This window comes from Nocardia sp. NPDC055165, from assembly GCF_053606985.1.
Window position 1 is genome coordinate 24970 of sequence record NZ_JBSGSS010000010.1, and the last position, 24392, is coordinate 49361.

Below are 24392 nucleotides of genomic sequence, written 5' to 3' on the forward strand. Positions count from 1 at the left end.
GGGCGGGTTCAGACGGGGTCGGCGGCGATGATCTCGAGCGGTGTACCGGCCCGCTGGAGCGCGTAACGGGTGTTGGCGATCATCGACGGCGATCCCGCGATCTGGATCTGACGATCCGACCACGCGCCGAAGCTGGTCACCACCGCTCCCAGATTACCGACCAGGCGGCGCGGCATGCCCATCGGCGTCGCACCCGAATCCTGGGGATACCACCAGGGATTGGTGTGTTCCTCGCACACCGGCACCACGGTCAACCACGGATTGGACTGCGAGAGCTGCCACATGTTGTCCACGTCGTAGAGGTCGCCGGGATAGCGCCCGCCGATGAAGAAGTGCACGCGCGGATTGATCCCGCGCTGGCTCATCTCGATCAGCTGTGCCCGCAACGGCGCGATGCCCGTGCCGGAGCCGATCATCAGCACATCGCGGCCCGACTCCCGGTCCACGTGCAACCCACCGAGCGGCCCGGCGATCTTCCACCGGTCCCCGACCTTGGTGTCGTTGACGATCGCCGGGCTCACCCAGCCGCCACTGATCCGCCGCACATGGAATTCGATCTCGCCATACGGGTTCGCGGGGATGGCGGGGGAGAAGTAGCGCCACATATTCGGCCGCTGCGGCACCGCGACCGGCACATACTGTCCGGCCTTGAACGGAATGGGTCCGTCGGCCTGTAATCGCACGATCGCCAGATCGTCGAGCACCCGCCGGTGACCCACCACGGTCGCGTCCCAGTACGGCTGCGAGGTGTCCTCGTTGGCGCCGATCGCCATCGACGCCGAGATCAGCAGCGTGATGTCACGCCAGCCCTCATCGAGTTCTCTGGTCCAGCGATTGCCGTGGAAGGTTCGTAGCGCCGCGAGCAGCGCGCGTCCGGCCAGGTCGTAGTGGTCGGCCTCGACCCCGTACTTGCGATGGTCGCGGGCGAGTTGCTCGAGGAAGCGCTGGGCGCGTTCGAAGTCCTCGAGATGGTCGAGGACGAACTGCACCGCCGTCGTGATCCGCTTGGCCTGCATGTCCATGGCAGGCGGAAACAGCTCACGCAACCTCGGATCCTGCGCGAACAGGTGACCGTAGAAAGCGCTGATCAGCCGCTCGGACCCACCGGGTGTCTCCGACACCCCGCGGAAATCGGCGCGGACCAGCGCAAGCGAACGCGCATCCACGTCGTCAAGCTCCATTTCTCTGCAATTGCCGCAATGTGGCTCACCCGTCGGTGCCGCCGTCCCCAGTATCCCCCGAAACCGTCGTCTCGGTGCAGGGATGCTCGTCACGCCCGTTCCCAGCCGCACGGATCGTAAACCCCCCGTCTGCGATCAGCACGATCTCCCCATCATCGATACGCGTCGGTGATCTTGCGGGTCGCGCGCGAAGGTGCGTGAGAATCGAGGGATGGCGAGCGACAACTTCATGGAGATTCACGATCCCGAACTTCTGGCCAGGGGTGAACGGGTTCTCGGGGCCGAGTTCACGGCGATGCACGAGCGAGTTCTGCAGGTCAGCGCGTTGACGTCCCGTCTCAACGGTCTGCCCTTCGACGACGAGACCGGAAAGGCGGCGCTGCTGGGGGAGATCCTCGGCCGTCCGCTCCCCGCGGGTCTCACGATCTACCCGCCGTTCTATACCGATCACGGTCTGAACCTGGACCTGGCCGAGCGCGTGTTCATCAATCAGGGCTGCACGTTCCTCGACTACGCCGGAATCCGGTTGGGCCGGGGCGTGATGGTCGGCCCGAAGGCCACCTTCATCACCATGGGCCATCCCGTCGATCCGGAGGAACGACGCCGATTCCTCACCGGTGCGCCGATCGACGTGGCGGACAACGTGTGGATCGGCGCGGGCGCGATGATTCTGCCCGGCGTCAGCATCGGTCGCGACGCGGTGATCGCCGCGGGTGCGGTCGTCGCGGACGACGTCCCGGCGAACAGCTTGGTGGCCGGTTCCAAGGCGGCTGTGCATCGACGCTGGTAGTTCGGCCGTCGTGTTGCCCACGGAACGCCTGCGCTGACACCGCGTCAGCCGGTGACCTTCTGCACCGCCGCCTGCCGTGCCCCTTCGTCGACCTCTCCGATCTCGAACCCCTTGCCCACGATGTGCTGGACCAGCGCGGCCTCCGGCGGCAGCCCGTACTTGCGCAGGTAGTAGGGAACAGCGCCCGGCCAGACGAACGCACCGTCGGTGTGGAAGTTCAACGGCACGTCGCGCTGGGTGGGGTCGAACTCGTCGGCGTCGTGGCCGCGGGCGCTCAGAATCACCGGCGCGTGCTCGAGGTAGGACAGCACCTGATCCTGGATATCGGAGTCCACCGCCGACCGGTTCACCACCGGTTTGCCCTCGGGATTGCGCCCGTCGAACGGCGCCGAAAGTCGAAGTTCGCTCATGCTCCGACAACTTACGCGGCCCCGGCTCTGGTCGGTTGACCGTGCTAATGTGCCTGGTCAAGGCAGTACTCGGCCGGAAGGGGTGGGGATGAAACGCGCAGGTACGGCGATGGTGGTTGCCGGTTTGGCGGTTGTCGGGCTGGTCGGGTGCGACTCGGGGGAGTCGACGTCGAAGGGGGCGACGACCACGGCCAAGCCGGTGTTGTGGAATCCGTGCACGGAGATTTCGGATGCTGCGTTGACGGAGGCTGGGGTGGATCCGGCGACGGAAGAGAAGGGTGTCGCGGGGGTTCCGCAGTCGGGGTGGGAGATCTGTGGATGGGAGGGGCGCACATTCGCTATCACCGTCTACTCCACCAACAAGGCTGCGGATGAGTTCGAAACGAAGCCGGGCAACGTCGACTTCCGCGACGTCACGATCGGGGGACGGCCCGGACGGGAGTTCCGGGTCGAGGGCGCATCGAAGCAACTCGATTGCGACGTGGTCTTCCCTGCTGGTCAGGGCGTCATCCAACTGCAGGTGCTGAACCGCGCGAGCCTGGACGGGCTGACTGACCCCTGCGTATCTCTGGCACGCGTCGGGGAAACGCTGGCGCCGACATTTCCGAAGTGACCGGGGAGGGCACATAAATGACAGGAACGTCGCCGTATACGCAACTGCTGGGGCAGGTCCGCTCTGGCGAGGTTTATCTGAACAGCGAGGATGCGGCCTTCCATATGTACAAGGCCTGCGATAAGCGGATCGCCGACCTCGATTCGCTCCGCGGCGCCACACGCCGAGCGCAGGCCGTCAGCGGATTCGGTGATTTCCAGATCGCCAAGGACCTCGAGAAGAAGTTCCTGTTGCAGGCGACCGGCGACGAGAACTCGATCGATAACGTCATCCTGAAAGATATCGAAGCCGTGAAAGAGCTTCGCGAGGTTTTCGCGATCTCCTTCAAGCGCATCGCGGGCAAAGACATCGAGAACGCGAACGCCCTCGACTACGTCGCCGGGCAGGTGAGCTGAGTGACCGGTTTCCACAGCATCAACGGCCTCGACCTCCTCGGCGGCCTCAAGAACTTCGTCACGGCTCCGTTCGGCGACGATGGTGAACTCGACAGCTCCGAAATCGCTGACATTCAGAACAAGTACAACTCGCAGCGAGACGGCAACCGAAAAAAGGCGGGCGACCTCGGTTTCGACGGCGAATACCGCCCCACCGTAGTGACGAAGAACGACAGCTTTCCGGGGACCGTCGCGGAACTGCGCGACAAAGTCGACAAGATCGATCTCGACGCTGTCAACGATCTGATCACCGCGTGGAACGAAATCTCAACGCGCAACAGCACATCCCTCGACGAGTTCCGCAAGCAGATATCCCGCGGCATGTCCCCCGACGTCTGGGCAGGTTCCGCAGCGAACGCGGCCGCGCAAACTGTTGCGGCATATGACGCTACGGGAAAAAAGGTCACCACCGCCGCCGCGCTCACCAGCACCAAACTGGACGAACTCCGCACCGGCCTCGAACCGACAAAACGCCTCGTCCCCCACGAGCCCGAGCACCGCAGCGGTCTCGACAATGTCGGAGCCCTGCTCACCGGCCGTGGGTGGCGCAATGATGATGTCGCGCAGGAGAACGCGCGAGTCGAAGCCGTGCGCATCCTCCAAACCGTCTACGCCCCGGTCATTTACGAGTCCGACAACAAAGTCCCGGTGATCCCCATCCCGAAGACCGTCGAAGACGGCGGCGGCGAGCCTGAAAAAAAGAGCAGCACAACACAATCCACCACTCAGGGTTCTACTACGCAGCCCACTACCCAGGCGACGACGACGCAGCCCACCACCCCGGCGTCGACCACTCCCACCACCGAACCGGACGACACCGACGACTCCACAGACGATTCGACCACCCCCGAATCGACCACTCCCGAGTCGACGGAGCCCGCCTCGACCACCCCCGCCTCGACCACCCCGAGCTCGACCGTCCCCGGTTCGGGCTCGCCGTCCGGATCACCGAGCGGCGCAGGCTCCCCCGGCGGTGGGTCGCCGGGTTCGGGAACGCCGGGCGCGGGAACGCCGGGTGGTGCGGTGGCCGGAAGCCCCACGTCTACCGGCGGCGCCGGGGGCCGTGGCACCGGCGCGGGCACAGCGGGCCGTTCCGGCATGCCCGGCATGATGAGCCCCGGCGCGGGCAAGGGTGGCGGCAAGGACGACGAATCGACCAAGGGAATCCCCGACTACCTCATCACTCAGGAGAACGGTGACGAACTCACCGGTCTGGACACCCTGCCCAAGATGGTCCCGCCGGTCATCGGCGCCGACTAGTCGCCGATCCTGATGGAACAGAGTAGATCTCCCGTGCGTACCTGGCATTTCACCGCGTTAGATTTCCGCACCCTGTGGGAAGCCGCGGGCCGCGACGTCCTCCCGTACCCGCTGCATCATCGCCATACCGACGTCGAAACCCACGCCGAGGTCCTGCGCCTGCGCAGCAAGGCCGCGGAGAACCTGATGGCCGAGTTCGACAGTGATCTCGACCGTGCCATGGCCGCCCTGCTCGCCCCGCACGCCCGCGTCGAAGTGGCGGGAGCGTCCAAGGGCGTCAAAACGATCCGGGCCCACGGCGGCGCCCGCGATACCTACGCTTCCCTCGCCGTCCAAGCCCCCGGCGACGAGACCAACCCCGGCGACATCACCCTGCACCTTTTCGACCCGGACGCACTGGCCGCCGCCGTCCTGTCCACCCTCCCCAAAGTCGCGCCCGGCAAGGGCCGCGAAATCCGCGTCACCGCAGCGGAACTCGCGGCCCCTCGCCCGCACGTCCGCGACCGCTGGAACCCCACCCCCCGGGAACAACTCGAATCTTTCCTGGCCAAACCCACCACCACCCTCACCCACATCGGCGTCTACGCCCACGGCAGCGTCGACAACCGCCACACCGAAGGCCGCGACGACTTCCAACTCCACGACATCCCCGGCGACGGCCGCTACGTCTTCTACGGCGAAACCACCTTCATCGCCAAACCCACCACCCCCACCCGAATCCAATCCACCCTCGCCACCATCCTCACCACCACGGCCACCAAGGCCCGCACCGGCACCTACCTCCCCCGCTGACCGAACACTCCTCGCCGCGGCACCTTGTTTCGTTTGTTTCGATTGTTGCGTATGATTCGTTTAGGAGAGGAGGTAATCATGGCTGGAATCCAAGCCAAGCGGATCGAGCCCGGCGAGATCGATGCCGAGGTAGCCGATCGTGCGCTGCGTCGTGTGAGGGGCTATCTGGCGAGCCACCCAACTGACCAGATCGTTCAGGTCGCCGGCGAAACCGGCGCGGAAAACGCGCTGATCCTGCCGCGGTCGGTCGTGAACATGGTCGCCTTCATCCTTGCGCAGGCAGCAGATGGTCGGGGGGTCTCGATCGTCCCCTCACATGCGGAGTTGACCACTCAGCAGGTAGCAGACCTGCTCAACGTCTCGCGACCGTTCGTCGTCAGCTTGTTGGAAGCCGGCGAGATACCCTTCCGTTTGGTGGGAACCCATCGACGCATCCGCTACGACGATCTCAAGGACTATCAGCGCCGCAGTGCTTCCCGTAGTCGCGCCGCAGCTGATGAACTCTCCGACCTCGGCCAGGAACTCGGCATCTGACCATGGCCTTCACCGTGCTGTTCGACGCGAACGTGCTGTACGGAAACACTTTGCGGGACATGATGATCCGACTGGCGAGGGCAGGTCTGGTCCAAGCCAAGTGGACCGAGACCATCCTCGACGAAATGACGTCCAACCTGGCCGTGAAGCGGCCGGATATCGAGCCGGCGAAGTTGCGTCGGCTGCGTGAGCTGATGATCGCAGCGGTCCCCGACTGTCTTGTGTCCGGATTCGAGCCGTTGATCGAGGGTTTGAAGTTGCCGGATCTCGATGATCGTCACGTTCTCGCGGCCGCAATCAAGATCGGTGCGCAGGTGATCGTGACCGCGAACTTGCGCGACTTTCCTGCCGACATTCTCGCTGACTGGAACATGGAAGCGAAGAGTCCCGACGAGTTCGTGCTGGACCAGATCGCGCTCGATGACCGGATCGTGTGGGCGTGCGTTCAGCAGATCGCCGATTCGCGACGCAATCCACCTGAGTCCGTCGAGGACGTCCTCGATGCGCTGGAAAGCGCGGGCTTGGTGGCGTCGGTATCTGCGTTGCGAGCCGGCCGACGCTGGACGTAAGGGTTACTCATATCCTCGAAGCCGCGCCTGGGTTCGTTGAGGTCCCAACAGACCTGACGACGACCCTGTCGGACGCCCGTGGATCAGATGGCGAGGACGGTTTTTCCGCGTGCGCTGCCCTGGCCGAGGACGGCGGGAGCGGCCTCCAGTGGGACCGTCATCTGCACCGGCACCACCACATCACCGGCGGATACCCGGGACAGCAGGCGGCTCAATTCTGGTGAGCGGCCTTTGGATTCGAAGTTTCCGCCGGTGATGTCGCGGTCGCGCAATTTGGCTTCGTCGGCTGACCAGATCGTCGAGTAGGCGTGTCCGCCGCGCCGGACGAGCGTGGCGTGCGAGGCGAAATCGCCTGCTGAGCTGACCAGGTCGAACAGGACGTCGATGCCGTCGGGGTGGGTGAAGCGCACGGCGTCGGTGATGCTCGAGTCCTGGTGGGTGGCCGGGTCCGGATCGTCGACATTCGGGTCGGCGGGGCGGATCTGGGTGTAGTCGACAGTCTCGGCCGCGCCGAGGCGCGCGACCTGGTCGGTGGCGTCGCCGCGGGCGGTCGCGATCACATGGCCGCCGGCGATATTGGCCAGCTGGACGAGGAAGGAACCCACACCGCCGGTCGCGCCGACGATCAGCACTGTCTGGCCGGGCTGGATATGCGCGGCGTCCACCAGATCCTGGGCCGTCACGCCGGCGACCGGCAGCGCCGCCGCGGCCACCGTGGTGACGCCGTCGGGGATGGGGACGAGGGTCGCGTCCTCGGGGACCGTGGCGTACTGCGCCCAACTGCCGTGTCCCGCAGGCGCGGTCAGGAATTTGCCGACCACCTTGTCGCCGACCTTGAACTTGGTGACGCCCGTGCCGATCGCCGAGACGGTGCCCGCGCCGTCGACGCCGAGGATCATCGGGAAGTCGGTGGGCATCTTGCCCTCCAGGATGCCGTCGGCCATTTTCAGGTCGAACGGGTTGACCCCGGCCGCGTCGAGCGCCACTTGCACCTCGCCGGGACCCGCGTCGGGTACCGGGACATCGGCGAGCTCGGGTGTGGCGCCGAACTTCTGAACCACGATCGCGCGCATGGGGGTGAACTCCTCGCATCGGGGGTGAGCCGGGCATCGCAATCCTAGGCGGATAGCCGTTCGACATGCGGTGATTGGTCGTCTTCGGTGGTGTCGCGGCGTACCGTGAAGCGCGGATTCGCAGTCGGTGAAATTTTTTGTAGTTGAGCGGAACAGACTCAACTTTGTGAGCGTTGAACAAGTCGATACCGGACACACACAAGGGAGATTCGTGGACTCGTTCAATCCCACCACCAAGACGCAGGCGGCATTCAACACCGCCCTTCAGGCCGCCGCGGCGGCGGGCAATCCGGAGATCCGTCCGGCACACTTGCTGGTGGCGTTGCTGGATCAAACCGACGGCATCGCCGCACCGTTGCTCAAGGCCATCGGGGTCGATCCGGCGACAGTCGAACGTGAGGCAGGTGCCCTCGTCGACCGCCTGCCGCGTGCCACCGGCGCCACCACCAAACCGCAACTGGGCCGTGAGGTCCTCGCCGCGATGACCGCCGCCCAGCAGCTCGCCACCGAGCTCGGCGACGAGTTCGTCTCCACCGAAAACCTGCTGGTCGGGTTGGCTGAAGGTGATTCGGATGTCGCTCAGCTGCTGCGCAAGCACGGCGCAACCCCGGAGGCCCTGCGCGACGCGTTCACCGCGGTCCGCGGCGGCAGTGGCCGGGTCACCTCTGCCGATCCGGAAGCCAGCTACCAGGCGCTCGAGAAGTACTCCACAGACCTCACCGAGCTGGCGCGCGCGGGCAAACTCGACCCGGTGATCGGGCGCGACACCGAGATCCGGCGCGTGGTGCAGGTACTGAGCAGGCGCACCAAGAACAATCCCGTCCTCATCGGCGAACCCGGCGTCGGCAAGACCGCCATCGTCGAAGGGCTGGCGCGGCGCATCATCGAAGGCGATGTGCCGGAGTCGTTGCGCAACAAGAAGGTTGTCTCGCTCGACCTCGGCGCGATGGTGGCGGGCGCGAAATATCGCGGTGAATTCGAGGAGCGGCTCAAGGCCGTGCTCGACGACATCAAGAACAGCGCGGGCGAGATCATCACCTTCATCGACGAGCTGCACACCATCGTCGGCGCGGGCGGCACCGGCGACTCGGCGATGGACGCGGGCAACATGATCAAGCCGCTGCTGGCCCGCGGTGAGCTGCGGCTGGTCGGCGCGACCACCCTCGACGAGTACCGCAAGTACATCGAGAAGGACGCCGCGCTCGAACGGCGATTCCAGCAGGTGCTGGTCGGCGAGCCGTCGGTGGCCGACACCATCGGCATCCTGCGCGGCATCAAGGAGCGCTACGAGGTGCACCACGGCGTGCGGATCACCGATTCCGCGCTGGTGGCGGCGGCGACGCTCTCGGACCGCTACATCACCTCGCGATTCCTGCCCGACAAGGCGATCGACCTGATCGACGAGTCGGCTTCGCGGCTGCGGATGGAAATCGACTCGCGGCCCGTCGAGATCGACGAGATCGAGCGGGCGGTGCGGCGCCTCGAGATCGAAGAGGTGGCGCTCGAGAAGGAGACCGACGCCGCGTCCAAGCAGCGGCTGGAGAAGCTGCGCCAGGAATTGGCCGACGACCGCGAGAAGCTCAGCCAGCTCACCACCCGCTGGCAGAACGAGAAGAACGCGCTCGATTCGGCGCGCGGGCTCAAGGAGCGACTGGAGGCCATGCGCGGCGAGTCCGAGCGGGCAGAGCGCGACGGCGATCTCGGCAAGGTCGCCGAGCTGCGCTACAAGCGCATTCCCGACTTGGAGAAGGAACTCGCCGACGCCGAGAAGGCCAGTGCCGGAGCGTCCGACGGTGACGTGATGCTCAACGAGGAGGTGACGCCCGACGACATCGCCGATGTTGTCTCGGCGTGGACCGGGGTGCCGGTCGGCCGGATGCTCGAAGGCGAGACCGCCAAGCTGCTGCGGATGGAAACCGAGGTCGCGGGCCGCGTCGTCGGGCAGGAAGAAGCGGTGCAGGCCGTGTCCGACGCGGTCCGCAGGGCGCGCGCCGGTGTGGCCGATCCGAACCGTCCGACGGGCTCGTTCCTGTTCGTCGGCCCGACCGGTGTCGGCAAGACGGAGCTGGCGAAATCGCTCGCCGACTTCCTGTTCGCCGACGAACGCGCCATGGTGCGTATCGACATGAGCGAGTACAGCGAGAAGCACTCGGTGGCTCGCCTCGTCGGCGCGCCGCCCGGATATGTCGGCTACGACCAGGGTGGCCAGCTCACCGAAGCGGTGCGCAGGCGACCGTATTCGGTGGTGCTGTTCGACGAGATCGAGAAGGCGCACCCGGACGTCTTCGACATTTTGTTGCAAGTTCTCGACGAGGGCAGGCTCACCGACAGCCAGGGTCGCACGGTCGACTTCCGCAATACGATCCTCATTCTCACCTCCAATCTCGGCGCCGGTGGCGACCGCGATCAGGTGATGGAGGCGGTGCGGCGCGCGTTCAAGCCGGAGTTCATCAACCGGCTCGACGACGTGGTGATGTTCCACGCGCTCGACGCGAAGCAACTGGAGTCGATCGTCGACATCAACCTGCGTCAGCTGCAGAAACGGCTCTCGCAGCGCAGGCTGACCCTCGATGTCACGGAGGAGGCCAAGCAGTGGCTGGCCGTGCGCGGCTACGACCCGGCCTACGGCGCGCGACCGCTGCGCAGGCTGATCCAGCAGGCCATCGGCGACAGCCTGGCCAAGGAACTGCTCTCCGGTTCGGTCGCCGACGGTGACACGGTGAAGGTGAGTGTGGACGACGCCACCGACAAGCTCGTCGTCGAAGGCGAAGTTGTCCACAGCTCGTGATTTATCCACAGCCCGGTGCGTAGGGACCTCCCAAACGCACCGGGCTGTCCTACCCTGGAGCCCATGACGAACCCGAACGATCCGTGGGGGCAACGCCCGGAGGATTCGCCGACCGAACGGCTGGGTTCGCCGGGCACCGACTCGACCACGCCGTACGGAGGCAATTCGTTCGACGAGTGGGGGCAACCGTCGAACCCGACGCAGGCGTTGCCGCCGCACGACGCGCAATGGGGTGACTACGAAAGTGGTTATCCGGCAGCTCAACCACCGCCGCAGCAGGCGCCGCCGGGGTACGACCAGGGTTACCAGGCGCCGCCACCCGGCTACGGCCAGGGCTATCCCGCCGCGCCGCCGCCGGGGTATCCACCGCGGCCGCAGGACGGTGACCAGGAGGAACCTCCCAAACGTCACATCGGTTTGTGGATCGCGCTCGGCTTGGGCGTGCTGGCGTTGATCGCGGTCGGCGGGGTGCTCGCCGGTCTCGTGCTGAGCGGTAACGACTCGGGCGGCAACACCGCATCGGCACCGACGACGAGCCAGCTGCTCGTCCCGCCGACACCGAAACAAACCACGCCGGGTTCTCCGCCGAGCACGAGCGGGCTCCCCGGCTTGCCCGGTCTCGGCGGCGGCGAAGATCTCGGCGCCACCATGGGCAGTATCACCGCCAATACCGGCACCGAGATCACCATGAGCACCCTCGGTGGATCCGATGTGCGGGTGCTGATCGACGATGCCACCCAGGTGATCTCGCTGACCAGCACGAAGGCGAGCGAGCTTCCCGTGGGCGACATGGTTATGGTGCAGGGCGACAAGAACCCAGACGGGTCGATCCACGCCAAGATCATTATCAGTACGGCGTTGCCGGGCGGCCCCCGATGAGCGACCCGCGCGTCGAATCCCCGGTGCTACCGGGCAATCACGGCGACGGCTGGATAGGCTAGGCGACGATGACGGCTATGTGGTTCGGGTTAGCAGCGATCGCACTCGTGGGTGCGGTCGTCCTGCTGTATTTCGATCGGGTCCAGCGGCAGCGCACCGGACACGCGAGACAGGTGTGGGCGAAGTCCCAGGGCTACACCTACGTGTCGGTGGAGCCCGCGCTCGCCTCGACGTGGCGCCGTGGCGCGCTGGCCAAGCTCGGCTATCTCTCGGCGGTCGACGTGGTCTCCGGTATTCGCAAGGGCGAGAAGTTCGTGCTCTTCGACCTGGAGGACGCCGCGACCCTGGTGGCCGTGCGACGCCAGATCGGCTCCGAGATCGATGTCGACATGCGGCTCAAGACCGCCGCGCCGCCGAAGGACCACGATCTGGAACTGCTCGGCGCCATCGGCGACCGGGTCGTGTTCGCCACCGACCCCGAGATCGCGCGCCACGCGGTGGATCAGCGGATGGTCGGCTTCATCGAGTCGCTGTCCGACACCGTGCAGATGCTGTGGAGCGAGGGCAACTGGACCCTCGGCATGCTCCCCGTCGGCAGCGGATCCAAGGACTGGGAGACCGCCATCGACGTGGTGCTCCGCCTATCCGGCCTGCTGCACGTGCTGCCCCCGGTGGCCGAGCCGAACGAGTTCACCCGGCCGCGGTCGAGTGCCAATCTCGCACCCGGTTTCCGACCCGAGTACGACGACGAAGACGACGATCGCGAATTCGCCGCGGGCCGTGCGGAATACACCGATGTGGAAGAACGTGGCCGCGCCCGTTTCCCCGGCCCCGACGAACTCGACTCCGATGACGAGCCCTTCGCCCCCCGTGGTTCCGCGGCCCGCCTGCCCGATGACGACGAGCCCTACCGTGGCGCCCGCTTCCCTGAAGTCGACGCGCCCTCCGCGCCGCGTGGCTCTGCCACCCGCGACGTAGACGATCGCGCACCGATCGGCGGCCGCGCCCCCGCTCTGCCCGCCGACTACGATCCCGATCTCGACGACCCCGAGTTCGAAGACCAGCCCGCCCCCGGCCGCCGCCCGCTCGGCGAACCGCCGAAGCGCCCGTCGCTGGCCGTCGTCCCCGAGCCGCGTCCCCGCCCCGAGCCACCGCTCGACGACGCGGAATCGGGTCAGCCGGGCGGACCGTTCCACCCCGGTTTCCGCCCTTACCAGGGCCCTGTTCCGAAGTGATCCACCTGCCGCGGTAGTCGTCGCGGCACCCCGTCGACCGGAATCGACCAGCGATGTCTGATAGTCCTTCACGTCTGCCCGGCGTGCACCGCCCCGTCGCGATGATCACCGGACCGACGTCCGGCATCGGGCAGGGTTTCGCCCACCGTCTCGCCGCCCTCGGCTACGACCTGGTCCTCGTCGCCAGGAACGAGGAACGCCTGCGCGCACTCGCCGACGATGTGGCCCGCCGTTTCGCCACGTCGGCCGAAGTCGTGGTCGCTGACCTGGCCGATGACGACGATCGCGCTCGCGTCGCGGCCAGAGCCGCCCAGGGCATCGCATTCCTCGTGAACAACGCGGGTTTCGCGCATTCGGGTGAGTTCTGGACCCTCGAGCCCGCGGAGCTGCAGGCCCAGCTCGACGTCAACGTCACCTCGGTCCTGCAACTCACCAGGGCGGCCCTGCCGCCGATGGTCGCGGCGGGCGCGGGTTCGATCGTGAATGTGGCGAGCGTGGCCGGGTTGATCCCCGGACGGGGGTCGACCTACTCGGCCTCCAAGGCCTACGTCGTATCCTTCACGGAGGGTTTAGCGGGTGGATTGGTGGGCACCGGTGTCCGCATCCAAGCGCTGTGCCCCGGATTCGTGCACACCGAGTTCCACGAGCGCGCGGGCATCGAGATGAATTCGCTGCCCGAGCGCCTGTGGCTCGACGTCGACCAGGTCGTCGACGGGTGCCTGCAGGATCTGGACTCCGGCCGGGTGATCAGCGTGCCCGGCGTGCAGTACAAGGTGCTCACCGCGGTAGCGGGCTTCATCCCGCGCACCCTGGTGGCCCGCATGAATCGCGGACTCTTCAACGCACGCGGAAGGACATGACTTAGATGATCGACCAAGCACGTCAGGCGCTCACGAAGGCCGATCGCGACCACTTGGCCGCCCTCGTGCGCGAGCTCGCGGTTGTGCACGGCAAGGTGACGCTGTCCTCGGGCAAGGAAGCCGACTACTACGTCGACCTGCGCCGCGCGACCCTGCATCACCAGGCGGCGCCGCTGATCGGAACGCTGCTGCGTGAGCTCGTCGCCGACTGGGACTTCGACGCTGTCGGCGGGCTCACCATGGGCGCCGATCCGGTCGCGATGGCCGTGATGCACGCGCCGGGCCGTCCGATCGACGCCTTCGTGGTCCGTAAGGCCGCCAAGGCGCACGGCATGCAGCGCCAGATCGAGGGCCCCAATATCGTCGGCAAGCGCGTGCTCGTCGTCGAGGACACCACCACCACCGGCAACTCTCCGCTCACCGCGGTGCGCGCGTTGCGCGACGCGGGCGCGATCGTGGTCGGCGTTGCCACCGTTGTCGACCGGGAAACCGGTGCTGACCAGGTGATCGCCGAGGAGGGGCTGGAATATCGATCCATCCTCGGTCTCGACGATCTCGCCCTGGGATAGCCTGAACAACGCCGAACCCGGATGACGACGTGGTCTGTCCGGAAAGTCTGAAGGACGTGTGAGTCACCTGTGGTGAGCATTGCAGTAAACAAAGGTCGCGACAACGTTGCGATGCTCGGGATCGGTGCCTACCGTCCGCAGCGCATCGTCACCAACGCCGAAGTGTGCGAGACCCTCGACTCGACGCCCGACTGGATCTTCGAGCGCACCGGTATCCACAACCGGCGCTGGATCAGTGGCGACGAGACGATCCGGTCGATCGCCGCGGCCGCCGGTGAGCGCGCGCTGAACAACACCCCGATCGATCGATCCAAGATCGGCGCGGTCGTCCTGTGCACGTCGAGCTGGCTCAAGCTCACCCCGCACGGCGCCCCCTCGGTGGCCTTCGACCTCGGGCTCAACGGGGTTGCCGCCTTCGATTTAACGTCCGGCTGCGGTGGCTTCTGTTACGGGCTCGGTGTCGCCGCCGACCTGATCCGCGCCGGCTCGTTCGACTACGTGCTGGTGATCGGCGCCGAGACGATGACCGTCGGCCTCGACCCCACCGACCGCGGCACCGCGATGATCTTCGGTGACGGCGCGGGCGCTGTGGTCGTCGGTCCGGCCGAGGACAACGGCATCTCCCCGACAGTCTGGGGCAGCGACGGTGAGAACGCCGAAGCCATCGCCCAGGACGTCGATTTCCTGGAGTACATGAACAAGGCGCAGGCCCTGCAGGGCACCGATCCGGCGGTCGAGGCCGTCGGCCGGATGTCGCTGCACATGGAGGGCCCCAAGGTCTTCCGGTGGGCCGCGGTCACGTTGCCGCGGGCGCTCTCCGCGGCGCTCGAGACCTCCGGCGTGGCCAAGGAAGACATCGAGGTGTTCGTCCCGCACCAGGCCAACGCCCGGATCAACGAGCTGATGAAGAAGAACCTCGGCCTGGCCGAGAGTGTCCCGATCGCCAACGACATCGAGAACACCGGCAACACCTCCGCCGCCTCCGTGCCACTGGCGATCGAGGAAATGCTGGTCACGGGCAAGGCGAAGGGCGGTCAGCTCGCGCTGCTGCTCGGCTTCGGCGCGGGTCTGAGTTACGCGGGCCAGGTAGTGACGCTGCCGCCCGCCCCGAAGGAACCGAGCTTCTGACATGCGAGGGCTGCGCGCCGCTTATCTAGGCGCGGCGGCGGTCACCGTGTTCGGTGCCGTCACCGGCCGCGACCGCCTGCAATGGGTCGCCAAGCCACTGCTGATGCCGCTGCTCGCCGCCGACACGGTGGCCGGCGGCGTCGATCTCGATCCGGCCGAACGCCGGCTGCTGCTCGGCTCGCTGGCCGCCGCGACGGTCGGCGATGTGCTGCTGCTCGACCCCGACGACGACCGCCGCCTCATCGCGGGCGCGTCGTCGTTCGCGGTCATGCAAACCGGCTACTCCCTGCTGTGGTGGAAGCGCGGTGCCCGGCCGCGTCCCGAGATCGCCCTCCCGCGCGTGCTGGCCTGGGTCGGCGCGGCGGGCTTGCTGCGCGCCAAAGCCCCGAACCTCGTCCTGCCGCTCACCGTATACGGCGCGACATTGGGCACGGCCGCGACTCTCGCTTCGGACCCGGCTCTCGCCCCGGATGCGAAAAACATCGCGGGCCTGAACATTCCGAACGCGGACCCGCGCAGTCGCTACGGCGTCGGGGCCCTGCTGTTCACGATCTCGGATGCGCTGATCGTCGTGCGCCGCCTCTTCGCCCGCGACGACCGCACCCGCCGGATCGCCGAGGGCGTCATCCTGGCGACCTACGCCTGCGCGCAATACCTGCTCACTGTCCCGCCTCCCCGTGATCGGGGCCGAACGTAGGATCTCGCACCGGTAGCGTCTCGCGTTCCCGCTCGCCGGCGAGTTCGTGATACTCGGTGTCACACGGCGCTAACTCAGGTGTCGCCGGGCCGCAACACCTCGCGCGCACGCTTCCTAGATGAGTGGGGAAGCGCAGTTCATCGAGGTGCACGGGTATCGCCGGGCGTTCCGGATGGCCGGAACCGGTCCGCCGCTGCTGCTCATCCACGGCATCACCGACAGTTCGGGGACGTGGGCGCCGGTCTTCGACGCGCTCGCCGAGCATTACACCGTGATCGCACCTGACCTGCTGGGCCACGGCGAATCGGACAAACCGCGCGGTGACTACGCCGTGGCGGCCTACGCCAACGGCATGCGCGATCTGCTCAGCATCCTCGGCATCGAGCGGATCACCGTAGTCGGGCACTCGCTCGGCGGCGGTGTCGCGATGCAGTTCGCCTACCAGTTTCCCGAGAAGGTGGAGCGGATCGCACTGGTGTGCCCGGCGGGAATGGGTGCGGGGGTGCATCCCGCGTTCCGGCTCGCGACACTGGCAGGCGCAGGCCCGGCGCTGATGGCGATCACCAGCTGGCCGGTCCGCACCGCGGTGACGGCCGCGGTGCCGATCGTCACCGCACTGGGTGGCCTCGGCCTCGGTCCCGACGCCGAATACGTGCTCCGCCTCTACGGCCACCTCTCCGACTCCGGCGCTCGCAACGCCTTCCTGCGCACCATCCGCGCGGCCGCCGACCGCCGCGGCCAGACGATCACCATGCTCGACCGCGGCTATCTCGCCGCCCACCTGCCCACGCTGGTCGTCGGCGGCACCCGCGACACCGTCATCCCGTCGGGTCACGCGGATCGCGCGCACCGTGCCTTTCCGGGCAGTCGCATCGAAATCTTCGCGGGCGCAGGTCATTTCCCGCATCATTTCGACCCCGACCGCTTCGTGGCGCTGATCCGCTCGTTCATCGAGGAGACCGACCCGGCCGTCTTCGACCCCTTGCGCTGGCAGCGCACCCTCCGCCGCGGTCGCCCGATCGTCGGTCTCCCGTCACCCGCGCCGTCGAACAACCCGGAGCCCGCTGTCGATCCCGCGCGGACGAACGGACACGCCCCGCTCACAGCGCCAGGATGATCCGATCCCGGTCCTGCGGGTCCACCCGAATCGGAACTGTCTGTCCGACAACCATTCTGGGCTTGTGCACCGGCATCACGTCTACCACGATCGTCCCGTGGTAGCTCTCGGACCCGGGCACCGTGAGCTCCACCTCGAACTCGGTGAGCTCACTCGCGTGATCGGTCCGGCTCAACGGGTGCACCCCGTCGATGCGCGCCCACCCCTCGAGCCCGTGCCTGAGCAATCGCCGATCCGCCCGCGTCGGCATCGAAGCCCACGTCATCGCGATCCCGCACGCCGAACCGAACAGCCCGACCATGATCATCACCTGAAACGGTGCGGTGCCCGGCGGCGCGTGCGGAGCCAACCACCCCAACCACACCGCGAGCGCGATCAGATACCCCGCCACGACGCCGATCAGCGCCCGCGAAACTCGCGCATGATCCATCACGCTCACCACCGAAAAGACTCTGTCCCTCCAGGATAAACGGCGATTCGGGGCGGTCGCGATTACGCTTCGGTCATGAGTTACCCGGACAACGGGCCCCAGGGCTACCCGCAGGGCTATCCCCAGGGCTACTACGGCCCGCCGCCCGAGCATCCGCAGGCCACCACGGTCCTCGTCCTCGGCGTGCTCGGCATGTCGCTGTGTGGGTTGTGCGCTCCGTTCGCCTGGCTCAAGGGTCGCGGCGTGCTCGCTGAAATCGATGGCTCCGGTGGGCAGATCGGTGGTCGCACGCAGGTGTACGCCGGCTACATCCTCGGCATCGTCGGTACGTGCTTGCTGGCCTTCACCGTCCTGATCTTCGGCGTCGCCCTGGTGCTGATGATCGTCGGCGCGATGGCCGATTCCTCGTCGTAGCGAGGCCCCGCCTAGCATTGCCGGGTGAATGAAGCAGAGGTCGCGGGCCCGACCGAGTGGGGCGAGCACCCGCACGGCCTCGGTCCGTGGGAGCAGGAATACGACACCCCCGTCCCCACCGACGCGCGCTATGACCCTGTTCTGCTGGCCGAGGGCGACCGCCGCAACGTCGTCGACACCTACCGCTACTGGACCCGCGAGGCGATCGTCGCCGACATCGACGCCCGCCGTTTCCCCTTCCACGTGGCCATCGAGAACTTCGGCCACGACGCCAACATCGGCACCGTGGTTCGTACCGCCAACGCCTTCGCCGCCGCCGCGGTGCACATCGTCGGCAGACGGCGCTGGAACCGGCGTGGCGCCATGGTCACCGACCGCTACCAGCACCTCGTCCACCACAGCGACCTCGCCGAACTGCGTGAGTTCGCCGCACGCGAGGGCTTGACGGTGGTTGCCGTCGACAATGTGCCCGGCGCGGTCCCACTCGAGACCGCCGAACTGCCACGCGAGTGCCTGCTGCTGTTCGGCCAGGAGGGCCCCGGCGTCAGCGACGACGCGAAAGACGCAGCGGCCCTGACCGTTTCGATCGCCCAGTTCGGCTCGACCCGCAGCATCAACGCCGGTGTCGCCGCGGGCATCGCCATGCACGCCTGGATCCGTCAACACGCCGACCTGTCTGCGGCCTGGTAACGGAATGGGCACGGAATGTCGGTACCACCTGGCACCATGGAGCCATGACCTCGCGCAGCGGCCGGCGCCCCCAGCCCTCTGATCGCGCCGGATCCGTGCCCACCCCGGCGCTGTGGTCCGAGCGTGCCGACATGGCCGAGTCCGCGATCGTCTCGCGGCATCTGCGGACGCTGTGGGGTTGTCCCGGAACGGAATTGGGTGTTGTCGGCTGGCCGGCGACTCGTCGCGAACGAGCGTTCGCGGGCTGGCACTACTGGTGGCAGGCCCACCTGCTCGACGTCGCGGTCGACGCCGCCAATCGTGTCCCCACCCCCGCCCGCCGCAGGCGCATCGGCGCGATCGCCCGCGGCATCCGGCTACGCAACATCACCGGCTGGACCAATCGCTACTACGACGACATGGCCTGGCTGGCCATTGCCCTGGAACGCGCCGAGCGCACCCAGGAACTCACCTCGGCGCGCAGCGGCCTGCTCGCCCTCGAACAGAAGCTCTACGGTGCCTGGGAACCCGAGGTCGGCGGCGGTATTCCGTGGCGGATCAAATCGGACTTCTTCAACGCCCCCGCCAACGGCCCGGCGGGCATCGCGCTCTTACGCCTCGGCCGGGTGGAGCGCGCCCGAGAGATGGCCGACTGGCTCGACGCCACCCTCCGCGACCCCGAATCCGGCCTGATCCTCGACGGGATCCACCTACCCTCGGGCGAGGTCGAACGCCCGGTGTTCAGCTACTGCCAGGGAGTCGTGCTCGGTCTGGAAACCGAGCTGGCCGTGCACACCGACGACGACGAACGTCACATCGAACGAGTCAGCGGCTTGCTGGCCGCGGTGGAAGAACACATGACCACCCGCCTGGTGATCAATGGTGGCGGCGGCGGTGACGGTGGGCTGTTCAACGGCGTATTGGCGCGCTACCTCGCGGTGGTCGCCCTGATGTTGCCCGGCGAGGGCAAGCAGGCCGAAACCGATCGGCGCACCGCCGCGGCCATCGTCAAAGCCTCGGCCACCGCCGCCTGGGCCAATCGGCTCGAGTTCGAAGGCGAGCCGCTGTTCGGATTCGACTGGAGCAAGCCGGCCAGGCTGCCGGGCGGCACCGCGGGCGCGGGCAAATTCACCGCGGGCGGTTCGGTGACGGCCTCGGCGGTGCCCGAACGCGACCTGTCCGTGCAGCTGGCCGGCTGGATGTTGATGGAAGCGGCCTACCAGGTCACCGCGGCCGGGCTGTAGCTCAGCGCTCGGACTCGACCGCGACGCTCGGCTCGAGGTCGTAATCCTCGACCGGCCGCGCCATCTCCTGGCGATAGTGCCGTATACCGAGGACGGTGCCGACGATCAGACCGACGACCAGCGTGCCGATCACCGCGGGCATCAGCCACGGAACCTGTTCGAGGAACTCGCCCGCGTAGTACCCGATCAGCAACAGCACCGGCGCCCAGATAACCGCGCCGAGCGTGCTGGCGACGGTGTAGCGCCGATGATCCATCCCGGCCGCACCCGCCACCATCGGGCACAGCGTGCGCACCCATGGAATCCAGCGGGCCACCAGTACCGCGAGGAACCCGTGCCGTTCGAGCAGATCGGTGACCTTGGCCAGATTCTTGGTGTTGATATATCGGCCGTTCTTGCGCGCGACCAGGCGGTGCCCGGTTCGCGCCCCGACGACATAACCCACCTGATTACCCGCGATCGCGGCGAGCATGGTGCCCACCGACAACGCCCAGACCTGCGCTTCGCCATTGGCGTGCGAGGCGAGCACGATGCCCGCGGTGATCAGCATGGAATCACCGGGCAGGAACAGCCCGATGATGAACGCGCATTCGAGAAAGACGAAAACTAGCACCACCGTGCAGACCACAGCGGGGCCTGCTGAGATCAGCGGATCGAAGCTGCCCATAGCGAGGGTCGACGGTACTGCGGTCACAGGGATCAGTGCGTCTCGTTCGTCGAAGCAGCCAGCTCGCCGCTCTCCGCCGACGCGCCCGGTGCGTTGCGGCGCTCGAGCACCTTCTTACCGACCGTGATGATCGCGGGCAGGATCGAGACGAACACGATCAGCAGGAAGATTCCCTCGATGTGGTCGCGGATGAACGGCACATTGCCGAGGAAATAGCCGAGGATCGTGACGCCGCCACCCCACAGGACCGCGCCGACGATGTCGAACGCCACGTACTTGCGGTAGCTCATCTGCGACACACCGGCCAGCACCGGCATGAACGTGCGCACGATCGGCACGAACCTGGCCAGGATGATGGTCTTGGGGCCGTGCTTCTCGAAGAACTCGTGCGTCTCGGTGACGTAGTGCTTCTTGAAGAAGCGGCTGTCTTCCTTCTTGAAGATGGCCGGACCGATCTTTCGGCCGATCCAATACGCACACTGGTCGCCGAGGAAGGCTGTGAGAATCACCAACGGCACGAGGACCCAGATCGAGAGGGTCGAGCCCGGTTGCGCGGCGAGCATGCCGCCGGTGAACAGCAGCGAGTCACCCGGCAGCAACGGGAACAGCAAACCGGTCTCGATGAAGACAATCGCCAGGATGGCGGGCAGCACCGCGTTCGCGAGCCAGGTCTCCTGGAGTAGATACATCGGGTCCAGCAACTGGGTCAACGCAAGGTTGGTCGTCACCGCATCGGATACCGCCAGCAAAGTCACGGCCCCCACAGTACCGGTCCGATCTGTGACATGAGTGCCCTGCGGGTGAACCTCAGCCCACCGGGTGATCTCGCGTTCGCCTTCCTAATTTAGGGTGTGGCCTGACAGAATTGGTTTTTGCTCCCCACAAGACGGAGGTCACTGCTGTGCCTATCGCGACCCCGGAGGTCTACGCCGAGATGCTCGGCCGGGCCAAGGCGCACTCGTTCGCGTTCCCGGCTATCAACTGCACGTCGTCGGAGACGATCAACGCCGCCATCAAGGGCTTCGCCGACGCGGGCAGTGACGGCATCATCCAGTTCTCCACCGGTGGTGCCGAGTTCGGCTCCGGTCTGGGCGTGAAGGACATGGTCACCGGCGCGGTGGCACTGGCCGAGTTCGCGCACATCGTCGCCGCGAAGTACGACGTGACGATCGCGCTGCACACCGACCACTGCCCCAAGGACAAGCTGGACACCTATGTGCGTCCGCTGATCGCGATCTCGCAGGACCGCGTGAACGCCGGTCTGAACCCGCTGTTCCAGTCGCACATGTGGGACGGCTCGGCCATCCCGATCGACGAGAACCTCGAGATCGCCCAGGAGCTGCTGAAGGCCTGTAAGTCGGCCAACATCATCCTCGAGGTCGAGATCGGTGTGGTCGGCGGCGAGGAAGACGGCGTCGAGGCCGAGATCAACGACAAGCTCTACACCTCGCCCGAGGACTTCGAGAAGACCATCGCCGCGCTCGGCGCGGGCGAGAACGGGCAGTACCTGCTGGCCGCCACCTTCGGCAACGTGCACGGTGTGTACAAGCCGGGCAACGTGGTGCTCAAGCCCGAGGTGCTGGCCGAGGGTCAGCGCGTCGCGGCCGAGAAGCTGGGCCTCGAGTCCGGTGCGCAGCCGTTCGACTTCGTGTTCCACGGTGGTTCGGGCTCGCTGAAGTCCGAGATCGAGGACTCGCTGCGCTACGGCGTGGTGAAGATGAACGTCGACACCGACACCCAGTACGCCTTCACCCGCCCGGTCGCCGGTCACATGCTCGCCAACTACGACGGTGTGCTGAAGATCGACGGCGAGGTCGGCAACAAGAAGGTCTACGATCCGCGCAGCTACCTGAAGAAGGCCGAGACCTCGATGGCCGCGCGCGTGACCGAGGCCTGCAACGACCTGAAGTCGGCCGGACGCTCCGTGAGCAGTTTCTGATTTTCGTACCAACCAACGGGGCCCGAGCTCATGAGTCTTGATGTCCGTGTGCTCGGGCCCGTCCGACTGCTCGTCGGCGGCGAGCCGGTAGCGGTCGGCGGGCCCAAGCCGCGCGCCCTCCTTGCCGCGCTCACCGTCAATCGGCGGCGCGCGGTGTCTTCTGCTGTGCTCGCCGAGATGGTCTGGAACGAGGACCCGCCGGATTCCTACGCGGCCAGCCTGCAGGTGTTCGTGTCGAACATCCGTAAAGCGCTGCGCAACGCCGGGATCGACTCCGCGCAGGTGCTGCGGACCGAGGGTGCGGGTTATCGGCTCGAAATCCCCGATACCGCATGCGATCTCGGACGTTTCGAGAGCGCGCGCGAAGCGGGCTCGCGGTGTTTGGACGTCGGTGACCACCCAGGTGCCGCCAACCTTTTCGGTGCGGCGCTGCGGGAATGGACCGGGCGGGCACTGGCCGACCTGGCCGGATTGCAATTCGCCGACGGGTTCGCCACCGCGATGAACGAGGAGCGGCTACTCGCCGTCTCCGCGCGCGTCGATGCGGAAATCGCCTGTGGCCGGGCGTCGTCGGTGATCGGCGAGCTGGTGTCGATGACCAACGAGCATCCGCTGCGCGAGCCGCTGTGGGGGCAGTTGATCACCGCGCTGTATCTGTCCGGGCGGCAGGCGGACGCGCTGGAGGCGTGCCGGCGGGTGCGCAACGTGCTGGCCGAGGAGCTGGGAATCGACCCGGGGGCCGCGCTGATCGAGCTGGAGCGGCAGGTGCTGCGCCAGGAGCCGTTGAATGTGCTGGCGTCCAGGCGATCTGACCAGGTGGCCGCGGCGATGACCGAGACCGTCACCGAGGTGCCGCAGTCGATTCGCAACGGCAATCTGCGGTTCGCCGATGGGCGGACGCTGCCGATTCCCCACGGGGGGATCAGGATCGGCCGGATGACGGATAACGAACTCGTTCTCGATGATCCGAAAGCGAGCCGGTATCACGCGCACATCATGCCCAGCCGTGCCGGGCTGCTGATCAAGGATCTGCACTCGGCCAACGGGGTTTATGTCAACGAGGTGCCGATCGACAACGGGGCACTGCTGGCCGACGGGGACGTAATCCGTATCGGCGGAACGGTTCTGGTGTTCATCGCGGTGAAGTAGGGGTGGGTCTGCTCGGCCTGGGTCGACGGTCGGGTGCGGCGCAGCTCGATTGATTGCCACTCGGGATCAGGGGCTGGTCACTGCGCTCTGTCGGTTGGCTCGGTAGCGGCCAGGAGTGCTGCCGATGATGTTCGTGAAGGCGGTGATGAAGCCGCTGGGGTTGGCCCATCCGCAGGCGTAGGCGGTTCGAGTGATGTCGTATCCGTCGGCGAGAAGCACGAGGGCGCGGTAGATGCGTAGCTGGGTGCGCCACTCGTAGAAGGTCATGCCGAACTCGTTGCGTAACAGCCGGCTGAGGGTGCGGGCGCTGGCACCGATCGCCCTGCCGAGCTCGGCCATCGAGCTGTTGTCTGCCGGGTTGTCGGACAGTTTTCGCGCGAGGGCCCGCAGGCGGTCGTCCCGTGGTTCCGGCAGGTAGAGGGGCTGCTCCTGCGTCTCTCTGAGTTCGTCGACGAGGACCCGAAGGAGACGGGTGCGCGCCGAAAGGTTATAGCCCGGCTCGCCGTCGCCGTAGTTGTGCGGCCCGGTCAGGGCGAGCAGGAGCTCACGCGCGAGGTCGGTGGCCGAGAACACCGCAGGCCGGTCCGGTATGCGCCTGGCCAGGGACGCCGAGACGAAGACGATCCGCATGTCCGTGTTGCCGTGGGCGCTGTGCCGGTGGGAGATTCCAGCGGGTGTCCACGCAATCCGGTCGGCGGGAACGATGGAGATGCCGTGGTCGGTGTGGACGGTCAAAACGCCGGTGGCAGCGTAGACCAGGTGCCCGCGTGCGTGCGACTGCACGGAGCTGGAGCCGCCCGACAGCCACAGGTGCCGTCCGCCGGACGGCCACACAAGCGAGGTCACGCCCGTGGGATCGGTCGGTTGGCGAGGAATGGGCATCAGGAGGCAGTTTATCGGTGGCGCGCCGGCCTGCGGAAGTGGTGATCTGGTCTGGTCCTTCGTGAGTGA

27 protein-coding genes are annotated in these 24392 nt (G+C 66.9%); 20 read left to right on the forward strand and 7 right to left on the reverse strand.

Translation table 11 applies throughout. The features are described 5' to 3' along the window. Positions 1-8 precede the first annotated feature (8 nt). On the reverse strand, positions 9-1166 hold the full coding sequence (locus ACWFRF_RS21090) for an FAD-binding oxidoreductase (RefSeq protein WP_378995843.1): 1158 nt from the start codon (positions 1164-1166) through the stop codon (positions 9-11). 226 nt (positions 1167-1392) lie between these two features. Here ACWFRF_RS21090 and ACWFRF_RS21095 point away from each other — a divergent pair, with 226 nt between their 5' ends. After that, entirely contained in the window at positions 1393-1971 is a 579-nt protein-coding gene (locus tag ACWFRF_RS21095; RefSeq protein WP_452451815.1) for a DapH/DapD/GlmU-related protein, read from the forward strand. Between the two features lie 44 nt (positions 1972-2015). Here the strand turns inward: ACWFRF_RS21095 and ACWFRF_RS21100 are convergent, their stop codons facing one another. Further along, entirely contained in the window at positions 2016-2381 is a 366-nt protein-coding gene (locus ACWFRF_RS21100) for a hypothetical protein (protein ID WP_378995847.1), read from the reverse strand. A gap of 88 nt (positions 2382-2469) precedes the next feature. Between ACWFRF_RS21100 and ACWFRF_RS21105 the strand changes: the two genes are divergently transcribed. The 6 genes from ACWFRF_RS21105 (at position 2470) to ACWFRF_RS21130 (ending at position 6583) form a co-directional block, all read left to right on the forward strand. Beyond that, a complete protein-coding gene (locus ACWFRF_RS21105) occupies positions 2470-2994 on the forward strand; it encodes a DUF3558 domain-containing protein (RefSeq protein ID WP_452451817.1) in 525 nt (174 codons plus the stop codon). A 17-nt stretch (positions 2995-3011) separates the two neighbouring features. Beyond that, positions 3012-3389 (forward strand): hypothetical protein, encoded by a 378-nt coding sequence (locus ACWFRF_RS21110; protein ID WP_387445417.1) that lies wholly within the window; start codon positions 3012-3014, stop codon positions 3387-3389. Further along, on the forward strand, positions 3390-4688 hold the full coding sequence (locus tag ACWFRF_RS21115) for a hypothetical protein (RefSeq protein WP_452451819.1): 1299 nt from the start codon (positions 3390-3392) through the stop codon (positions 4686-4688). It abuts the gene before it with no gap. Between the two features lie 33 nt (positions 4689-4721). Continuing rightward, positions 4722-5480 carry an ESX secretion-associated protein EspG gene (locus tag ACWFRF_RS21120; protein ID WP_378995856.1) on the forward strand — a complete coding sequence of 253 codons (759 nt, stop codon included), beginning with the start codon at positions 4722-4724 and terminating at the stop codon, positions 5478-5480. Between the two features lie 78 nt (positions 5481-5558). Then, positions 5559-6014, forward strand: coding sequence for a helix-turn-helix domain-containing protein (locus ACWFRF_RS21125; protein ID WP_452451821.1), 456 nt, complete (start codon positions 5559-5561; stop codon positions 6012-6014). A gap of 2 nt (positions 6015-6016) precedes the next feature. Then, on the forward strand, positions 6017-6583 hold the full coding sequence (locus ACWFRF_RS21130) for a PIN domain-containing protein (RefSeq protein WP_452451823.1): 567 nt from the start codon (positions 6017-6019) through the stop codon (positions 6581-6583). A gap of 83 nt (positions 6584-6666) precedes the next feature. Here ACWFRF_RS21130 and ACWFRF_RS21135 read toward each other — a convergent pair whose 3' ends face one another. Further along, on the reverse strand, positions 6667-7656 hold the full coding sequence (locus tag ACWFRF_RS21135; protein WP_452451825.1) for an NADP-dependent oxidoreductase: 990 nt from the start codon (positions 7654-7656) through the stop codon (positions 6667-6669). A 211-nt stretch (positions 7657-7867) separates the two neighbouring features. On the opposite strand from ACWFRF_RS21135, the gene clpB reads away from it, so the two are divergent. From clpB to ACWFRF_RS21175, 8 genes are all read left to right on the forward strand, one after another. Further along, positions 7868-10444: an ATP-dependent chaperone ClpB gene (gene clpB, locus ACWFRF_RS21140; protein WP_452451827.1), complete on the forward strand. Its 2577-nt coding sequence runs from the start codon at positions 7868-7870 to the stop codon at positions 10442-10444. Positions 10445-10507: 63 nt separating this feature from the next. Further along, positions 10508-11323, forward strand: a complete 816-nt coding sequence (locus ACWFRF_RS21145) for a DUF5666 domain-containing protein (RefSeq protein WP_378995862.1) — start codon at positions 10508-10510, stop codon at positions 11321-11323. Between the two features lie 68 nt (positions 11324-11391). Further along, positions 11392-12558 (forward strand): hypothetical protein, encoded by a 1167-nt coding sequence (locus ACWFRF_RS21150; protein WP_452451828.1) that lies wholly within the window; start codon positions 11392-11394, stop codon positions 12556-12558. A gap of 53 nt (positions 12559-12611) precedes the next feature. Beyond that, on the forward strand, positions 12612-13418 hold the full coding sequence (locus ACWFRF_RS21155) for an SDR family NAD(P)-dependent oxidoreductase (protein WP_452451830.1): 807 nt from the start codon (positions 12612-12614) through the stop codon (positions 13416-13418). A 5-nt stretch (positions 13419-13423) separates the two neighbouring features. After that, positions 13424-13987: an orotate phosphoribosyltransferase gene (gene pyrE / locus ACWFRF_RS21160; RefSeq protein WP_452451831.1), complete on the forward strand. Its 564-nt coding sequence runs from the start codon at positions 13424-13426 to the stop codon at positions 13985-13987. 69 nt (positions 13988-14056) lie between these two features. Then, entirely contained in the window at positions 14057-15115 is a 1059-nt protein-coding gene (locus ACWFRF_RS21165; protein WP_378633570.1) for a beta-ketoacyl-ACP synthase 3, read from the forward strand. A 1-nt stretch (position 15116) separates the two neighbouring features. After that, the gene (locus ACWFRF_RS21170; RefSeq protein WP_452451833.1) at positions 15117-15812 is read left to right on the forward strand and encodes a lysoplasmalogenase family protein; all 696 of its coding nucleotides are present in this window, start codon (positions 15117-15119) and stop codon (positions 15810-15812) included. A gap of 118 nt (positions 15813-15930) precedes the next feature. Then, positions 15931-16929 (forward strand): alpha/beta fold hydrolase, encoded by a 999-nt coding sequence (locus ACWFRF_RS21175; RefSeq protein ID WP_379313159.1) that lies wholly within the window; start codon positions 15931-15933, stop codon positions 16927-16929. Here ACWFRF_RS21175 and ACWFRF_RS21180 read toward each other — a convergent pair. Further along, positions 16913-17359, reverse strand: a complete 447-nt coding sequence (locus tag ACWFRF_RS21180) for a hypothetical protein (protein ID WP_379313160.1) — start codon at positions 17357-17359, stop codon at positions 16913-16915. The genes ACWFRF_RS21175 and ACWFRF_RS21180 overlap by 17 nt on opposite strands. 75 nt (positions 17360-17434) lie before the next feature. Here ACWFRF_RS21180 and ACWFRF_RS21185 point away from each other — a divergent pair, with 75 nt between their 5' ends. The 3 genes from ACWFRF_RS21185 (at position 17435) to ACWFRF_RS21195 (ending at position 19686) form a co-directional block, all read left to right on the forward strand. Next, complete coding sequence (locus tag ACWFRF_RS21185; RefSeq protein WP_379313161.1) at positions 17435-17773, forward strand: DUF4190 domain-containing protein; 339 nt, start codon at positions 17435-17437, stop codon at positions 17771-17773. 24 nt (positions 17774-17797) lie between these two features. After that, positions 17798-18463 carry a TrmH family RNA methyltransferase gene (locus ACWFRF_RS21190; protein ID WP_387445450.1) on the forward strand — a complete coding sequence of 222 codons (666 nt, stop codon included), beginning with the start codon at positions 17798-17800 and terminating at the stop codon, positions 18461-18463. A gap of 131 nt (positions 18464-18594) precedes the next feature. After that, positions 18595-19686, forward strand: coding sequence for a glycoside hydrolase family 76 protein (locus tag ACWFRF_RS21195; RefSeq protein ID WP_379313162.1), 1092 nt, complete (start codon positions 18595-18597; stop codon positions 19684-19686). A 1-nt stretch (position 19687) separates the two neighbouring features. Here the strand turns inward: ACWFRF_RS21195 and ACWFRF_RS21200 are convergent, their stop codons facing one another. Next, positions 19688-20353 carry a DedA family protein gene (locus tag ACWFRF_RS21200; RefSeq protein WP_378995916.1) on the reverse strand — a complete coding sequence of 222 codons (666 nt, stop codon included), beginning with the start codon at positions 20351-20353 and terminating at the stop codon, positions 19688-19690. A gap of 32 nt (positions 20354-20385) precedes the next feature. Then, complete coding sequence (locus ACWFRF_RS21205; protein WP_387445877.1) at positions 20386-21042, reverse strand: DedA family protein; 657 nt, start codon at positions 21040-21042, stop codon at positions 20386-20388. A 212-nt stretch (positions 21043-21254) separates the two neighbouring features. On the opposite strand from ACWFRF_RS21205, the gene fbaA reads away from it, so the two are divergent. Both fbaA and ACWFRF_RS21215 read left to right on the forward strand, forming a co-directional pair. Beyond that, positions 21255-22292, forward strand: coding sequence for a class II fructose-bisphosphate aldolase (gene fbaA, locus ACWFRF_RS21210; protein WP_378633585.1), 1038 nt, complete (start codon positions 21255-21257; stop codon positions 22290-22292). A 30-nt stretch (positions 22293-22322) separates the two neighbouring features. Continuing rightward, positions 22323-23441, forward strand: coding sequence for a BTAD domain-containing putative transcriptional regulator (locus ACWFRF_RS21215; RefSeq protein ID WP_378995878.1), 1119 nt, complete (start codon positions 22323-22325; stop codon positions 23439-23441). A 66-nt stretch (positions 23442-23507) separates the two neighbouring features. On the opposite strand, the gene ACWFRF_RS21220 is transcribed toward ACWFRF_RS21215, so the two are convergent. Continuing rightward, entirely contained in the window at positions 23508-24323 is an 816-nt protein-coding gene (locus ACWFRF_RS21220) for an AraC family transcriptional regulator (RefSeq protein ID WP_452451836.1), read from the reverse strand. Positions 24324-24392 lie beyond the last annotated feature (69 nt).

What these genes read in the sequence shown, in the direction of transcription:
- ACWFRF_RS21095 (WP_452451815.1), top strand. Translation starts at nt 1,393, where the DNA reads ATGGCGAGCGACAACTTCATGGAGATTCACGATCCCGAACTTCTGGCC.
- ACWFRF_RS21100 (WP_378995847.1), bottom strand. Translation starts at nt 2,381, where the DNA reads ATGAGCGAACTTCGACTTTCGGCGCCGTTCGACGGGCGCAATCCCGAG.
- ACWFRF_RS21105 (WP_452451817.1), top strand. Translation starts at nt 2,470, where the DNA reads ATGAAACGCGCAGGTACGGCGATGGTGGTTGCCGGTTTGGCGGTTGTC.
- ACWFRF_RS21110 (WP_387445417.1), top strand. Translation starts at nt 3,012, where the DNA reads ATGACAGGAACGTCGCCGTATACGCAACTGCTGGGGCAGGTCCGCTCT.
- ACWFRF_RS21125 (WP_452451821.1), top strand. Translation starts at nt 5,559, where the DNA reads ATGGCTGGAATCCAAGCCAAGCGGATCGAGCCCGGCGAGATCGATGCC.
- ACWFRF_RS21130 (WP_452451823.1), top strand. Translation starts at nt 6,017, where the DNA reads ATGGCCTTCACCGTGCTGTTCGACGCGAACGTGCTGTACGGAAACACT.
- ACWFRF_RS21135 (WP_452451825.1), bottom strand. Translation starts at nt 7,656, where the DNA reads ATGCGCGCGATCGTGGTTCAGAAGTTCGGCGCCACACCCGAGCTCGCC.
- ACWFRF_RS21145 (WP_378995862.1), top strand. Translation starts at nt 10,508, where the DNA reads ATGACGAACCCGAACGATCCGTGGGGGCAACGCCCGGAGGATTCGCCG.
- ACWFRF_RS21150 (WP_452451828.1), top strand. Translation starts at nt 11,392, where the DNA reads ATGACGGCTATGTGGTTCGGGTTAGCAGCGATCGCACTCGTGGGTGCG.
- ACWFRF_RS21155 (WP_452451830.1), top strand. Translation starts at nt 12,612, where the DNA reads ATGTCTGATAGTCCTTCACGTCTGCCCGGCGTGCACCGCCCCGTCGCG.
- pyrE (WP_452451831.1), top strand. Translation starts at nt 13,424, where the DNA reads ATGATCGACCAAGCACGTCAGGCGCTCACGAAGGCCGATCGCGACCAC.
- ACWFRF_RS21170 (WP_452451833.1), top strand. Translation starts at nt 15,117, where the DNA reads ATGCGAGGGCTGCGCGCCGCTTATCTAGGCGCGGCGGCGGTCACCGTG.
- ACWFRF_RS21175 (WP_379313159.1), top strand. Translation starts at nt 15,931, where the DNA reads ATGAGTGGGGAAGCGCAGTTCATCGAGGTGCACGGGTATCGCCGGGCG.
- ACWFRF_RS21180 (WP_379313160.1), bottom strand. Translation starts at nt 17,359, where the DNA reads ATGGATCATGCGCGAGTTTCGCGGGCGCTGATCGGCGTCGTGGCGGGG.
- ACWFRF_RS21185 (WP_379313161.1), top strand. Translation starts at nt 17,435, where the DNA reads ATGAGTTACCCGGACAACGGGCCCCAGGGCTACCCGCAGGGCTATCCC.
- ACWFRF_RS21195 (WP_379313162.1), top strand. Translation starts at nt 18,595, where the DNA reads ATGGCCGAGTCCGCGATCGTCTCGCGGCATCTGCGGACGCTGTGGGGT.
- ACWFRF_RS21200 (WP_378995916.1), bottom strand. Translation starts at nt 20,353, where the DNA reads ATGGGCAGCTTCGATCCGCTGATCTCAGCAGGCCCCGCTGTGGTCTGC.
- ACWFRF_RS21205 (WP_387445877.1), bottom strand. Translation starts at nt 21,042, where the DNA reads ATGTATCTACTCCAGGAGACCTGGCTCGCGAACGCGGTGCTGCCCGCC.
- ACWFRF_RS21215 (WP_378995878.1), top strand. Translation starts at nt 22,323, where the DNA reads ATGAGTCTTGATGTCCGTGTGCTCGGGCCCGTCCGACTGCTCGTCGGC.
- ACWFRF_RS21220 (WP_452451836.1), bottom strand. Translation starts at nt 24,323, where the DNA reads ATGCCCATTCCTCGCCAACCGACCGATCCCACGGGCGTGACCTCGCTT.